Source organism: Comamonas sp. wu1-DMT (assembly GCF_040187805.1).
Classification (GTDB): Bacteria; Pseudomonadota; Gammaproteobacteria; order Burkholderiales; family Burkholderiaceae_C; genus Comamonas; species Comamonas thiooxydans.
The window spans coordinates 35,845-48,742 of record NZ_JBANEM010000030.1 but is presented as its reverse complement, the minus strand read 5'-3'; the positions used below and the strand labels follow the sequence as shown (position 1 = coordinate 48,742).

The 12,898-nt window shown below is 61.0% G+C and carries 13 protein-coding genes, 1 tRNA gene and 1 pseudogene; 4 read left to right on the top strand and 11 right to left on the bottom strand.

What is annotated here, in order from left to right:
• A pseudogene (locus tag V8Z78_RS25360) lies at positions 1 to 157 on the top strand (integrase core domain-containing protein); the annotation flags it as partial.
• Here V8Z78_RS25360 and V8Z78_RS25355 read toward each other — a convergent pair.
• Both V8Z78_RS25355 and V8Z78_RS25350 read right to left on the bottom strand, forming a co-directional pair.
• Positions 154 to 1,620 carry a sensor histidine kinase gene (locus V8Z78_RS25355; RefSeq protein WP_349732392.1) on the bottom strand — a complete coding sequence of 489 codons (1,467 nt, stop codon included), beginning with the start codon at positions 1,618 to 1,620 and terminating at the stop codon, positions 154 to 156. The pseudogene V8Z78_RS25360 and the gene V8Z78_RS25355 sit on opposite strands and share 4 nt — an antisense overlap.
• On the bottom strand, positions 1,617 to 2,333 hold the full coding sequence (locus V8Z78_RS25350; RefSeq protein ID WP_349732391.1) for a response regulator transcription factor: 717 nt from the start codon (positions 2,331 to 2,333) through the stop codon (positions 1,617 to 1,619). The genes V8Z78_RS25355 and V8Z78_RS25350 overlap by 4 nt, the downstream gene beginning before the upstream one ends.
• 165 nt (positions 2,334 to 2,498) lie before the next feature.
• On the opposite strand from V8Z78_RS25350, the gene msrB reads away from it, so the two are divergent.
• The 3 genes from msrB to msrA are packed head-to-tail and all read left to right on the top strand — an operon-like array spanning position 2,499 to position 5,581.
• The gene (msrB, locus tag V8Z78_RS25345) at positions 2,499 to 2,990 is read left to right on the top strand and encodes a peptide-methionine (R)-S-oxide reductase MsrB (RefSeq protein ID WP_046460235.1); all 492 of its coding nucleotides are present in this window, start codon (positions 2,499 to 2,501) and stop codon (positions 2,988 to 2,990) included.
• 13 nt (positions 2,991 to 3,003) lie between these two features.
• Complete coding sequence (locus tag V8Z78_RS25340) at positions 3,004 to 4,836, top strand: cytochrome c biogenesis protein DipZ (RefSeq protein ID WP_349732390.1); 1,833 nt, start codon at positions 3,004 to 3,006, stop codon at positions 4,834 to 4,836.
• Between the two features lie 4 nt (positions 4,837 to 4,840).
• Positions 4,841 to 5,581 (top strand): peptide-methionine (S)-S-oxide reductase MsrA, encoded by a 741-nt coding sequence (msrA, locus tag V8Z78_RS25335; RefSeq protein WP_280040851.1) that lies wholly within the window; start codon positions 4,841 to 4,843, stop codon positions 5,579 to 5,581.
• A gap of 606 nt (positions 5,582 to 6,187) precedes the next feature.
• Here the strand turns inward: msrA and V8Z78_RS25330 are convergent.
• From V8Z78_RS25330 to iscR, 9 genes are all read right to left on the bottom strand, one after another.
• A tRNA-Val gene (locus V8Z78_RS25330) sits at positions 6,188 to 6,262 on the bottom strand.
• A gap of 16 nt (positions 6,263 to 6,278) precedes the next feature.
• Complete coding sequence (gene dnaQ / locus V8Z78_RS25325) at positions 6,279 to 7,010, bottom strand: DNA polymerase III subunit epsilon (RefSeq protein WP_003067586.1); 732 nt, start codon at positions 7,008 to 7,010, stop codon at positions 6,279 to 6,281.
• 173 nt (positions 7,011 to 7,183) lie between these two features.
• The gene (gene fdx, locus V8Z78_RS25320; protein ID WP_003054218.1) at positions 7,184 to 7,522 is read right to left on the bottom strand and encodes an ISC system 2Fe-2S type ferredoxin; all 339 of its coding nucleotides are present in this window, start codon (positions 7,520 to 7,522) and stop codon (positions 7,184 to 7,186) included.
• Between the two features lie 15 nt (positions 7,523 to 7,537).
• The gene (gene hscA, locus V8Z78_RS25315) at positions 7,538 to 9,397 is read right to left on the bottom strand and encodes a Fe-S protein assembly chaperone HscA (RefSeq protein WP_349732389.1); all 1,860 of its coding nucleotides are present in this window, start codon (positions 9,395 to 9,397) and stop codon (positions 7,538 to 7,540) included.
• A gap of 94 nt (positions 9,398 to 9,491) precedes the next feature.
• Positions 9,492 to 10,010 (bottom strand): Fe-S protein assembly co-chaperone HscB, encoded by a 519-nt coding sequence (hscB, locus tag V8Z78_RS25310; RefSeq protein WP_003067580.1) that lies wholly within the window; start codon positions 10,008 to 10,010, stop codon positions 9,492 to 9,494.
• Between the two features lie 146 nt (positions 10,011 to 10,156).
• On the bottom strand, positions 10,157 to 10,480 hold the full coding sequence (gene iscA / locus V8Z78_RS25305; RefSeq protein ID WP_003054214.1) for an iron-sulfur cluster assembly protein IscA: 324 nt from the start codon (positions 10,478 to 10,480) through the stop codon (positions 10,157 to 10,159).
• A gap of 4 nt (positions 10,481 to 10,484) precedes the next feature.
• The gene (gene iscU / locus V8Z78_RS25300; protein ID WP_003054213.1) at positions 10,485 to 10,880 is read right to left on the bottom strand and encodes a Fe-S cluster assembly scaffold IscU; all 396 of its coding nucleotides are present in this window, start codon (positions 10,878 to 10,880) and stop codon (positions 10,485 to 10,487) included.
• 34 nt (positions 10,881 to 10,914) lie between these two features.
• Positions 10,915 to 12,135, bottom strand: coding sequence for an IscS subfamily cysteine desulfurase (locus V8Z78_RS25295; RefSeq protein WP_034392024.1), 1,221 nt, complete (start codon positions 12,133 to 12,135; stop codon positions 10,915 to 10,917).
• A 173-nt stretch (positions 12,136 to 12,308) separates the two neighbouring features.
• Positions 12,309 to 12,845 carry a Fe-S cluster assembly transcriptional regulator IscR gene (gene iscR / locus V8Z78_RS25290; RefSeq protein WP_003054211.1) on the bottom strand — a complete coding sequence of 179 codons (537 nt, stop codon included), beginning with the start codon at positions 12,843 to 12,845 and terminating at the stop codon, positions 12,309 to 12,311.
• Between the last annotated feature and the right edge of the window lie 53 nt (positions 12,846 to 12,898).

Genomic DNA, 12,898 nt, shown 5'->3' with positions numbered 1-12,898 from the left:
AGCATGTCCAGGCATTGTTCAAAGCTACAACTTCGGCAAGCACTTGAAAGCGCTCAGGTGGAAGACACCATTCCGTGCGATGTGCGAGGCGTGGGAAAAAGATCCAAGTCGCTTTAGACTTCATCCGCACCATCTCACTGTGGGACTGAACATCTAAGCGGGAGCCCGTGGCAATGAAAACCGGAACGTGGTGCCCTGTCCGCCACTCTCGACAAGATGAATGGAGACTCCATGCAGCTCCAGCATCTGATGCACGATTCTCAGGCCCAGGCCACCGTCACGGCGGGCACCACCTACGGTAAATGGACGCCTGAACAGGCCTTCGCGCAACTCTGGCGGGATGCCCGGGCCGGAGTCACTGATCGTCACCTCCAGCTCTTGGCCCACTGCTCTTATGGCTATCCTGATCGCCCCGCCTTCGGGGGTATAGCGCAGGGCGTTATCCAGCAGATTGCTCAGGACGCGCTCTATCATTCCCAGATCCGCACGAACTGCCGGAAGTTGAGGAGCAAGGTCCGCCTGCAGGGCAATATGACGCGACCCTGCCGCAAGCTCGAACTTCTGAAAAACGTCCTGCACCAGATCAACCAGAGAGAATGATTCGAGCTCCGGTTGCACAAAGCCGTATTCCAGTCTGGCCAGCTCGAACAGGCTTTGGGACAGGGCCCCTACTCTTCGACTCTGGTCGAGCGCAATGCCAAGGTAGCGCCTGCGCTCTGCAGGCTCCAGGCTTGCATCCTTCAGAAGCAAGGTCTCCAGATACCCATGCAAGGATGACAGCGGTGTGCGCAGATCGTGGGAAATATTCGCGATCAACTCCCTGCGCTCCTGATCCTGCCGCGTGAGAGCTTCCCATTGCTCGCTGATGCGCAGCACCATCTGCCGATAGGCAGCGTCCAGCACTGCAATCTCGTCACGGCTGTGATCGGCCACATCCGGGGAGCGTTCCGGCATCTCGGGAGGTGCGCCATGCATGTCAAACTGCCGAACCGACTCGGTCAGACGCCGCAAGGGACGCGTGATCAAGGTGAAGGCGACAAGGCCCGCAGCGAAACAGAGCAGCCCGACCATGCCAATCGACAGCAGTGCCGTCTTCAACACCGCATCTGCCGAGCCTCTGGCAGCAAGAAGATCATGGGCCTCGCCAAGCAGCACCACATAGATGAAGCCGACTTGCCGCCCGTTCACGCTCAAAGGGGCCGCACTGAAGACCTTGCGGCCATCGTGGCTGCGCGGATCATCACCCAGAATCGGCAGCATCTGTCCATCGATGAATCGATGAACCGGCTCAAGATCGACCCGGTCGCGACGCAAACGCCCCTCGGGTGCCGCGTGGCCGGCGATGCGACCGTCGGGCTCCAGCAGATAGACCTCCACACTCGGGTTCACCATCATCAGCTGGTTGAAAAGATTTCGCACCGCGTTAGGCATCAAGCCATTCGCATCGGTCAGCTGGGCATCGCGGGCAATACTCTCGGCGACATCGCGCGACAAGGCCTGCACCACTTCCAGCTCATGCATGCGGTTGGAGCGAAGCTGCAGCCAGGCCGAGGTACCGCTGCAGACCAGTAGCAACACGGCAAACACGATCGCCAGCCGCTGGGTCAGAGTCAGGTTCATTCGCTCTCTCCAGTTTCAGCGAACTTGTAGCCGCGCCCCCAAACCGTGAGGATCCGCGTCGGCTGTGCTGGATTGAACTCCACCTTGGCGCGAAGCCGGTTGATATGGGTGTTGACGGTGTGCTCGTAGCCCTCGTGCTGATAGCCCCAGACCGCATTGAGCAGGTCCATGCGCGAGAACACCTTGCCCGACTGGCGGGCAAAGAAATACAGAAGATCGAACTCGCGCGGCGTGAGATCGAGACGACGCCCGCTCAGACTGGCCTCCCGCGCCACCGGGTCCATGACCAGCCCATTGACCGACAGGCTGCCTGATTCCAGGCGCGCACTCTGAGCCAGAGCATCGACCCGGCGCAGCAGAGCCTTCACCCGTGCCACGAGCTCCAGAACGGAAAACGGCTTGGCCAGATAGTCGTCCGCGCCGATCTCCAGCCCCAGAATGCGATGCACCTCACTGGAGCGGGCACTGATGATGATGATCGGCGTGTAGCGGGTCATGGCACGCGCACGCCTGCATATCTCCAAGCCGTCCACGCCAGGCAACATCAGATCCAGCACCAGCGCATCCCAGCCACCGCGCTCCAGATGCGCGAGGCCGTCGTCGCCGCGGGCGCAATGCACGACCTCCAGCCCCTCGTCCCGAAGGTGGAGCGAAAGCAGATCGGCGATGTGGGCATCGTCCTCGACCAGCAGAATGCGACGGACGTTAGTCATGGGTAATCAGGTCTCCGGGAGGGACGGTCGATGCAGAACCGCATACTTTCATATTGTGCTCAAACTGCTCGCGGGGAGTTATCACGTTTTTTTTTAACTTTGCGTGAGGACTTCGGGATCGCCACTCCATAAGCTCAATGTCATCGAACCCAGAAAGCCGATGCCATGACCACCCGACGCCATATGCTGCTGGGCGCAGCAGCCTCCTGTGCAGCGCTTGCCACCGGAATCTTCCAGCGCCACGCGACTGCAGCGACAGAGACCTTCGAAGTCAGCTATACCGACGCCCAGTGGCGTGCACGGCTCAGCCCTCAGCAATATGCGGTGCTGCGCCAGGAGGCGACGGAGCCGCCCGGCAGCAGCCCGCTCAACAAGGAGCATCGTCCTGGAACATTTTCCTGCGCAGGCTGTTCCTTGCCCTTGTTTGCCTCCTCCACCAAGTTCGACAGCGGCACCGGCTGGCCCAGTTTCTGGAAGCCGCTGGACAACGCCGTCGCCACCCGCAAGGACCGAAGCTACGGCATGGTGCGTGTCGAAGCGCACTGCCGGCGCTGTGGCGGCCATCTCGGCCATGTCTTCGAAGACGGGCCGCCTCCCACAGGTCTGCGCTATTGCATGAACGGCCTGGCCTTGGCTTTCACGCCCAGGCCGGCCTGAGGAGAAACAGGCCATGCTGCTGATCGTCCTTGCCTATCTGGGTGGTGTGCTGACCATCGTCAGTCCCTGCATCCTGCCCGTGCTGCCTTTTGTGTTCTCTCGCGCGAACCAGCCCTTTGTGCGCAACGGCCTGCCATTGCTGGCAGGCATGGCATTGACCTTTGCGATCGTTGCCTCTCTCGCCGCCGTCGGCGGCGGCTGGGTGGTGGCTGCCAATCAGTATGGCCGCTGGCTGGCACTGGCTCTGGTGGCCGTTTTCGGGCTGACACTGCTGCTACCGCATCTGTCGGAGAGCCTGACCCGCCCATTGGTGACTGCCGGATCGCGCCTGTCCGAGTCGGTGCAGCAAGACGGTACACCGAAGATGGCTTCCTCAGTGTTGCTGGGAATCGCAACAGGGCTGCTATGGGCTCCATGTGCCGGGCCCATCCTGGGACTGATATTGACCGGTGCCGCCCTGCAGGGCGCCAACACCACCTCGACCCTGCTACTTCTGGCCTATGCCGCCGGGGCTGCGACTTCCATGGCTGCGGCTTTGCTGCTCGGCGGACGGGTATTTGCCGCGCTCAAGCGTTCGCTGGGTGCCGGTGAATGGGTACGTCGCGGCCTCGGTGCAGCCATGCTCGCGGGCGTGGCCGCCATCGCCCTGGGGATCGACACTGGCGTTCTGGCTCGACTGTCAACCGCATCCACCGGCGGCCTGGAGCAGAAACTGGTCGAGCGCCTGAACCAGCCTCATGGAGAAGACCCCACGACCATGCGCGGCAATCCGGGCACGATGATGCGGGGAGCATCCCAGGCACCCGCTGAGGGAGCCGCCATGATGGCTGCAGGAGCCGCAATGCGCATGAGCGGACCATCGAATAAAGCCCCTGCACTGCCCGATGAAGGCATCGCACCATCGCTGGGCGGGGCAACCCAATGGCTCAACTCCAAGCCTCTGAGCGGGCAAGACCTGCGTGGCAAGGTGGTGCTGGTGGATTTCTGGACCTACTCCTGCATCAACTGCCTGCGCACCCTTCCCTATGTGAAGGCATGGGCAGAAAAATACCGTGATCAAGGTCTGATCGTGGTCGGTGTGCACGCCCCCGAGTTTGCTTTTGAGCGCGACATAGGCAACGTGAGCAAGGCCATGAAAGACCTGGGCATCAACTATCCGGTGGCCGTTGACAACCAGTATGCAATCTGGCGCGCATTCAAGAACCAGTATTGGCCTGCTCACTACTTCATCGATGCCACGGGACGCATCCGCCACCATCACTTTGGCGAAGGAGGCTACGCCGAGTCGGAGCGGGTGATACAACAGCTTCTCCAAGAGGCGGGCAGCTCCCAGTCAACCATGGGCCTGACGGAGGTAGATGCCGGGGGCGTTCAACTGGCCGCCAACATGGATGAGGTCGCGTCCCCCGAAACCTATCTGGGTTATGAGCGTGCCGAGAACTTTTTCTCCACACCCAAAGCCGTTCCCGACAGGAGGGCAACGTATCGGGAACCGGAACAGCCCAGGCTGAACACCTGGGGCCTTGCCGGGCAATGGATGGTTGGAGCGGAAAGCGCCTTGCTGACCGGTCCATCAGGCAGCATCGTCTACCGGTTCAAGGCGCGTGATCTGCACCTGGTGCTGAGCCCCGGCCCTGACGGAAAGCCCGTGCGCTTCAAGGTCCGCATTGACGGCAAACCACCCGGCACCGCCCACGGCGTGGACGTGGCCGCCGACGGCAGCGGCACTGTCACCGGCCAGCGGCTTTACCAGCTGGTGCGCCAATCCGGAGTCATTACCGAGCACACCTTCAGCATCGAGTTCCTGGACAGCGGCGTTTCCGCCTATGCCTTCACTTTCGGATAGCCATATGCACACACACATCATCCCAGGGGCCGCCTTGAATCGGCGCGGCCTGCTCCAGACACTGGCCGGCAGCATCGTTTTGCTGGGCGGCGGACTGCTCTGGCAACCAATGGCCTTCTCTGCCGAAGAAGCGGTTCGCCTTCCTGCCCCTGTCCTGGACCTCCCGGCCACCGGACCCTCCCCGCAGCGTGCAATCTTTGCCGGCGGCTGCTTCTGGGGAGTACAAGGCGTATTCCAGCACGTCAAGGGCGTGCAACGCGCGGTCTCCGGTTATAGCGGAGGTGCTGCATCCACCGCCTCCTACGAGCTGGTCAGCCGCGGCAACACCGGCCATGCAGAATCGGTCGAGATCACCTTCGATCCGACCCAGGTGAGCTATGGAAAGCTGCTGCAGATATTTTTCTCTGTCGTCCACGATCCCACCCAGCTCAACCGACAGGGTCCGGACACAGGAACTCAGTATCGCTCGGCAATCTTCACGACCAGCCCGGCCCAGCTCAAGACAGCGCAGGCTTACGTCGCGCAGCTCGATGCAGCGCGCCTGTATCCCAAACCCATAGTCACCCGCCTCGAGGACAAGGCCAGCTTCTATCCGGCCGAGCTCTACCACCAGGACTTCTTGACCGAAAACCCGCGCCACCCCTATATCGTCTTCAACGATATTCCCAAGGTGAACAACCTCAAGCGCCTCTTCCCAGACCGCTACCGCAGCGAACCGGTTCTGGTAAAGAAAACGCGCCCATAGCGACTCCATCTCAGCGATGCTGCGGCAGAGCAGCAATTGTCGGCGCAGCTGATGGCCTGCTGCACGCCCTGACGATCCTGTCGCATCACGGAAGCCCTATGAGTACCATCCTGCCCATCGGCTTCGGTCATGTCCGGCACCACCGCCAGCAGCCTGTGCAGCATGTCTTCGCTCCCCACTCTGCCTCCTCATGCAGCCACCGCTCAGCCAGCGCACGCAGCAGGACGAAGTACTCAGGCACAGCCGGCGCGGCTGGATCAGCGTCCACGATTGCCACCACGGCAAGGTCGGAGTCAATGCGCTGGCCTGGCTCGAACAACTTCCGCACGGCGAAGTCTGGTTGCACGCCTTCCGCGCGGTCATCCAAGAATCATCAGGACTGAGCCCGCTGCGCGCCTCAGGCCAGGAATTTGGCTCAGCCCTGGCCAGGCAGATTGCAGCATATGCCTCGCCCCTTCGCCTGCCTGGCACAGGCCTTCCTCCGGCAGGAAGGGCTGCTGCCACGCCGTCCACTTCAAGCTGTAAAGCCTGCGCCAACGGGAGGTGCGCAGTACGCACACAAACGAAAAAACCTCTTAGATCAATGACCTAAGAGGTTTTTGTATTTGGTGGGTGATACATGGATCGAACATGTGACCCCTGCCGTGTGAAGGCAGTGCTCTACCGCTGAGCTAATCACCCGATAGGCGTGATTATATCAAGGATTAGCGCTCACATTTTCAAAGTTGCGCCAGGCAGTCTTGCCACCGCTGGATTTATCCATCTGCTTGAGCACATCGTCGTGGGATTGCTGCTCCTGCTCATTGGCGCGCAGCACTGGCAACTTGAAGCTGCTCAGGTCCACCGAGGGAACGACAATCGCTCCAGCCGCCGGAGCATCTGCCGGCTCCTCGGTCATGAGCAAGGCATCTTGCCCGCGCGTGAGATTGATGTAGACATCCGCCAGCAGCTCCGCATCCAGCAAAGCACCGTGCAGCGTGCGATTGGAATTGTCGACACCCAGGCGATCGCAGAGCGAGTCCAGCGAGTTGCGCTTGCCCGGGTACATCTCCTTGGCCATGACCAGGGTGTCGAGGACTCCGCCCACGCACTGCTTGAGTGGCGGGCGCTTGGCCAGTTTGAGCTCGTTGTTCAGAAAGCCCAGGTCGAACGGCGCATTGTGGATGATGAGCTCTGCCCCCTGCAGATACTCCCAGATCTCGTCGATCTTTTCCTCAAAGCGCGGCTTGTCCTTGAGGAACTCCGTGGTGATGCCGTGCACGCGCAAGGCATCTGGATGGCTGTCCCGACCCGCATTGAAGTACAGATGCAGATTGTTGCCGGTGAGCTTGCGATTGACCAGCTCCACGCAGCCCAGCTCGATCAGACGATCGCCATCGATGGCCGACAGGCCGGTCGTTTCCGTATCCAGAACAATTTGGCGCGACATTCAATTTCTCCCAATTACCTGCGGCGCTCACATCGCCCAACAATTTCTAAAACAAGCGCGCACCAAAGCCAGGACACCAAGGAAGCGCCGCCGCGCACCGAGGGTGTCGTCCCCCTCCCCTAGCGCGAAGCGCGTAGAGAGAGGGGGAAGGCGCAAAGCGCCTCAGGGGGTGCTTAATGATTCTCTTTGGCGTGATTGATGGAGTACTTGGGGATCTCCACCGTCACATTCTCGCGCGCCAGAATCGCCTGGCAGGACAGGCGCGACTGAGGCTGCAGACCCCAGGCCTTGTCGAGCAGGTCTTCTTCCTCTTCCTCCGCCTCGTTCAGGGAGTTGAAGCCTTCCTTGACGATGACATGGCAGGTCGTGCAGGCGCAGCTCATATCACAGGCATGCTCGATATTGATGCCGTTGTCCAGCATGGCTTCACAGATCGAAGTGCCGACGGGTGCTTCGATCTCTGTCCCGTTGGGGCAGTACTCGGCGTGAGGAAGAATTTTGATGATGGGCATTGTTCTGTTTATGAATTAAATGGTGTTGACACTCTTGCCAGCCAGCGCCTGCTGGATGCTGCGATTCATGCGTTCGGCCGCAAATGACTCGGTTCCCTTGGCCAGGGCCTGTGTTGCGCCCTCCACGACGGCCGGATCATCGCTGGCGACGGCCGCGCGTAGCGCTGTCATCAGGCCGTCGATGCTGTCGCGCTGCTCGGCGCTGAGCACATCCCCATCCACGTCCAGCGCGCTCTGCGTGGCCAGCAGCATGCGATCGGCATCCACGCGGGCCTCGACCAGGGCGCGGGCTTTCATGTCTTCCTGGGCCGTGGCAAAACCGTCCTGCAGCATCTGGGCGATCTGGTCGTCGGAAATGCCGTAGGAAGGCTTGACATTGATATGTGCTTCGACGCCGCTGGTCTGCTCCTTGGCGCTGACGGACAGCAGGCCGTCGGCATCGACCGTGAAGGTCACGCGGATGCGCGCCGCACCGGCAGCCATGGGCGGAATGCCGCGCAACTCGAAACGCGCCAGGCTGCGGCAGTCCGCCACCAGATCGCGCTCGCCTTGCACCACGTGAATGGCCAGAGCGGTCTGGCCGTCCTTGTAGGTCGTGAAATCCTGCGCACGAGCCGTGGGAATGGTCTCGTTGCGCGTGATGATGCGCTCGGACAGGCCGCCCATGGTTTCCACACCCAGCGACAGCGGGATCACGTCCAGCAGCAGCAGGTCGCCGGCGGTATTGTTGCCGGCCAGCTGATTGGCCTGAATGGCAGCTCCCAGCGCTACCACTTCGTCGGGATTGAGATTGGTCAGCGGCTCGCTGCCGAAGAAGTCGGCCACTGCCTGGCGAATCTGAGGCATGCGGGTGGAGCCGCCGACCATGACCACGCCCTGCACCTCATCGCGGCTCAGGTCTGCATCCTTGAGCGCGCGGCGCACGGCCGCAAGGCTTTTACTGGTCAAGTGAGCAGTCAGCGCAATGAATTCCTCACGCTTGACATCAAAAGACACTGAACCCGAGGAAACATCAGCGGTAAACGCTACAACTTCTGATTCAGTCAAGGCCTGCTTGCAATGGCGCGCGGCAATACGCCAGGCGGTCTTGTCTGCCGCCGACTCCAGCTGTGTCCCGGTCTTTTCCGCCACCCAGGCCGCCAGCGCGTCATCGTAGTCGTCGCCACCCAATGCCGAGTCGCCGCCGGTGGCGATCACTTCGAACACGCCATGTGCAAGGCGCAGCACCGAGATATCGAAGGTGCCACCACCCAGATCGTAGACGGCGTAAACGCCCTCTGCCGCATTGTCCAGGCCGTAGGCAATGGCTGCCGCCGTGGGTTCATTGATCAGGCGCAGCAGATTGATGCCGGCCAGCTTGGCTGCATCCTTGGTGGCTTGGCGCTGGGCATCGTCAAAGTACGCAGGTACAGTGATGACGGCACCATAGAGATCGTCGTCAAACGTGTCTTCGGCGCGGAAACGCAAGGTCGCCAGAATTTCGGCACTGATTTCCACGGCCGTCTTGGCACCATCCACGGTTTCGACGGAGATGACGCTGCTGTCATCGGTCTTGAAGCGATAAGGCAGCTTCTCAGGCGATTCGATATCGGCCAGGCTTCGCCCCATGAAGCGCTTGGCCGAGCTGATGGTGTTGGCGGCATCCTGCGCCTGCGCGGCCTTGGCATCAAAACCGATCTGTCGGCGGCCCATTTCCATGTAACGCACCACCGATGGCAGCAGCACACGCCCCTGATCGTCGGGCAGGCACTCGGCCACGCCGTTGCGCACTGCAGCGACCAGAGAATGCGTGGTGCCCAGGTCGATACCTACAGCAATGCGTCGCTGGTGGGGATCGGGGGATTGGCCGGGCTCGGAAATCTGCAAAAGCGCCATGAAATTCTTCTTTTGAAACATCAGAGGCCAGCGTGGCTGGCCCGCTCAAGGTGGATACGCTGCGTGCCTAGGGCACAGCGCGTTGCTCTGGCTCTTATTGTCCCAGTTGATCGCGACGGCGATCCACATCTTGCGCAAATCGCGCAACAAACATGAGGGCTCTCACCTGCTGCACGGCAGCGGCGGCATCGCCTGCCTCGTCCAACAGACGACCGCATTCGCCAAGCATCTGCTTTTTGGCAGCGAGCATCTCGCCCTCCAGAGCATCCAGTTCCTGCTCGCTGGCAGCGTCTTCCAGCGCTTCGCGCCACTCCATCTGCTGCATCAGAAATGCCGCAGGCATGGCCGTGTTGTCTTCGGCCCGAACCGGCGCTCCCGCCAGCTCGCACAGATAGGCCGCGCGCTTGAGCGGGTCCTTGAGGCGCTGATAGGCCTCGTTGATGCGCACCGACCATTGCATGGCCACGCGCTGCGCCGCTGCGCCCTGGGCGGCAAAGCGGTCTGGATGTGCTTCACGCTGCAGCTCTTTCCAGCGTGCGTCGATCTGGCTGCGCTCCTGCGCAAACTTGCGCGGCAGGCCAAACAATTCAAAGTCGTCAGATTGCAGATTCATGGCATTAAAAAACCGCCTGCAGCAGCGCTGAGGCGGTTCCGTTCTTACGCTTGGGCGCTACACACGCCAGGGACACCGAGCAAGAGCCGCCTCGCAGCGAAGGTGTCGTCCCCTTGGGAGGAAGGCGCGAAGCGACTCAGGGGGAGTCAAATCCTGAAGCTCTCGCCACAACCGCAGCGATCACGCTCGTTGGGGTTGTGGAACTTGAAGCCCTCGTTCAGGCCTTCGCGCACAAAATCCAGTTCCGTGCCATCGATATAGGCCAGGCTCTTGGGGTCGATCAGCACCTTGATGCCGTGGTCTTCAAACACCACATCATCGGGCTGAACCTCGTCCACATACTCCAGCTTGTAGGCCAAGCCGGAACAGCCCGTGGTCTTCACGCCGAGGCGCACGCCAATCCCCTTGCCGCGACGCGAAAGATAGCGGTTCACATGACGGGCAGCCGCCTCGGTCATTGAGATGGCCATGGCCTTAGGCTTCCGTCGCCGTGCGCTTTGCGCGGTAGTCGTTCACAGCAGCCTTGATGGCGTCTTCAGCCAGGATGGAGCAATGAACCTTGACCGGTGGCAGCGCCAGTTCTTCGGCGATCTGGCTGTTCTTCAGGGCGGCAGCCTCATCCAGCGTCTTGCCCTTGACCCATTCGGTCACCAGCGAAGACGAGGCGATGGCAGAGCCGCAGCCATAGGTCTTGAAGCGTGCATCTTCGATCACGCCGGTGGCAGGATTGACCTTGATCTGCAGCTTCATCACGTCGCCGCAAGCGGGCGCACCCACCATACCCGTGCCCACGGAGTCATCGCTCTTGTCGAACGAGCCCACGTTGCGGGGGTTTTCATAGTGGTCAACAACTTTTTCGGAGTAAGCCATGGTGTCTACCTCTTGAACTCTTTGTAATCTATGCTTAGTGTGCAGCCCATTGAATAGTGCTGAGGTCGATGCCGTCTTTGTACATCTCCCACAGAGGGCTCAGCTCGCGCAGCTTCAGCACGTTTTCGCGGATCGACTTGATCGCGTAGTCAATTTCCTCTTCCGTCGTGAAGCGACCAAAGGTCATGCGCAAGGAGCTGTGTGCCAGCTCATCGCTGCGGCCCAGGGCACGCAGCACATAGCTGGGCTCCAGGCTGGCGGATGTGCAGGCGGAACCCGAGGACACGGCCAGACCCTTGATGCCCATGATCAGCGACTCGCCTTCGACGAAGTTGAAGCTCATGTTCAGGTAATGGGGAACTCCGTTCTCCATATCGCCGTTCACGAACACCTGCTCCAGATCCTTCAGACCATCGAGCAGACGCTGGCGCAGTGCTCGTGCGTGCTCCATATCCTTGGCCATCTCTTCCTTGGCGATGCGGAAGGCTTCGCCCATGCCCACGATCTGGTGGGTTGCCAGCGTGCCGGAACGCATGCCGCGTTCATGACCGCCGCCGTGCATCTGAGCTTCCAGGCGCACGCGCGGCTTGCGGCGCACGTACAGCGCACCGATGCCTTTGGGGCCGTAGGTCTTGTGCGAAGCCAGGCTCATCAGGTCAATGGGCATGGTCTGCATGTTCAGATCCATCTTGCCCGAAGCCTGAGCGGCGTCGACGTGGAAGATGATGCCCTTCTCACGGCACAGGGCGCCAATGGTGTTCAGATCCTGAACCACACCGATCTCGTTGTTCACGGCCATCACGCTGGCGAGGATGGTGTCGGGACGGATCGCGGCCTTGAACACTTCGATGTCCAGCAGACCGTTTTCCTGCACATCCAGATAGCTGACTTCAAAGCCCTGGCGCTCCAGTTCACGCATGGTGTCCAGCACGGCCTTGTGCTCGGTCTTCACGGTGATCAGGTGCTTGCCCTTGCCCTGGTAGAAATGCGCTGCACCCTTGATGGCCAGGTTGTCGGACTCGGTCGCGCCGCTGGTCCAGACGATTTCACGCGGGTCGGCGCCAATCAGATCGGCGACCTGCTTGCGGGCCTTCTCGACGGCTTCTTCGGCTTCCCAGCCCCAGGCATGGCTGCGCGATGCGGCATTGCCAAAATGTTCACGCAGCCAGGGAATCATGGCGTCCGCCACGCGGGGGTCCACCGGAGTGGTTGCACCGTAGTCGAGATAAATGGGAAAGTGCGGGGTCATGTCCATGACTGGCTCGTCTTGTTTTTGGCTGACAAATCGTGAGGAATCGATGCACCTTGTGGTGCCATCAGGGCGAAGAAACATGCCGCACAGCCATGCATGTATCCAGGCCCTGACTATCGGAGTCGGGCTTCATGCCGATCTGGTTGCCGCCCGAGCACTGCTCAAGCGGCCCCGGATCAGGATTTCGCGAAGGCGTTACCCAGGGCGAACACCGAGTTCGGTGCGTTCACACGGATGGGCTTGACCACGGGTGCTGTGGAGATGGCGCGGCGCACCACGGGCTTGTCCTCGATCTGGATGCCCTTGGCCAGTTGCTCGTCCACCAGCTTTTGCAGAGTGACGGAGTCCAGGAATTCCACCATGCGCTGATTCAGTGCAGCCCACAGCTCATGGGTCATGCAGCGACCCGCTTCGCCCAGACAGTTTTCCTTGCCACCGCACTGGGTCGCATCAATAGGTTCATCCACCGAGACGATGATGTCAGCCACGGTGATGTCCGTTGCCTTACGGGCCAGCGTGTAGCCGCCGCCGGGGCCACGGGTGGATTCCACCAGTTCGTGGCGACGCAGCTTGCCAAACAACTGTTCCAGATAGGACAGCGAAATCTGCTGACGCTGGCTGATGGCAGCCAGGGTCACAGGGCCATTGTTCTGGCGCAGTGCCAGGTCGATCATCGCGGTGACCGCAAAGCGGCCTTTGGTCGTAAGACGCATACGAGCTCCTTCAGTCAGGATTGTTCGTTACAGAAACGCACGCCCGGTCACAG

Coding starts and splice junctions, on each gene's coding strand:
- msrB (WP_046460235.1), top strand. CDS start 2,499: ATGACCACCCGACGCCATATGCTGCTGGGCGCAGCAGCCTCCTGTGCA.
- iscU (WP_003054213.1), bottom strand. CDS start 10,880: ATGGCTTACTCCGAAAAAGTTGTTGACCACTATGAAAACCCCCGCAAC.
- hscB (WP_003067580.1), bottom strand. CDS start 10,010: ATGAATCTGCAATCTGACGACTTTGAATTGTTTGGCCTGCCGCGCAAG.
- V8Z78_RS25295 (WP_034392024.1), bottom strand. CDS start 12,135: ATGGACATGACCCCGCACTTTCCCATTTATCTCGACTACGGTGCAACC.
- V8Z78_RS25355 (WP_349732392.1), bottom strand. CDS start 1,620: ATGAACCTGACTCTGACCCAGCGGCTGGCGATCGTGTTTGCCGTGTTG.
- V8Z78_RS25340 (WP_349732390.1), top strand. CDS start 3,004: ATGCTGCTGATCGTCCTTGCCTATCTGGGTGGTGTGCTGACCATCGTC.
- msrA (WP_280040851.1), top strand. CDS start 4,841: ATGCACACACACATCATCCCAGGGGCCGCCTTGAATCGGCGCGGCCTG.
- hscA (WP_349732389.1), bottom strand. CDS start 9,397: ATGGCGCTTTTGCAGATTTCCGAGCCCGGCCAATCCCCCGATCCCCAC.
- dnaQ (WP_003067586.1), bottom strand. CDS start 7,010: ATGTCGCGCCAAATTGTTCTGGATACGGAAACGACCGGCCTGTCGGCC.
- V8Z78_RS25350 (WP_349732391.1), bottom strand. CDS start 2,333: ATGACTAACGTCCGTCGCATTCTGCTGGTCGAGGACGATGCCCACATC.
- iscA (WP_003054214.1), bottom strand. CDS start 10,480: ATGGCCATCTCAATGACCGAGGCGGCTGCCCGTCATGTGAACCGCTAT.
- iscR (WP_003054211.1), bottom strand. CDS start 12,845: ATGCGTCTTACGACCAAAGGCCGCTTTGCGGTCACCGCGATGATCGAC.
- fdx (WP_003054218.1), bottom strand. CDS start 7,522: ATGCCCATCATCAAAATTCTTCCTCACGCCGAGTACTGCCCCAACGGG.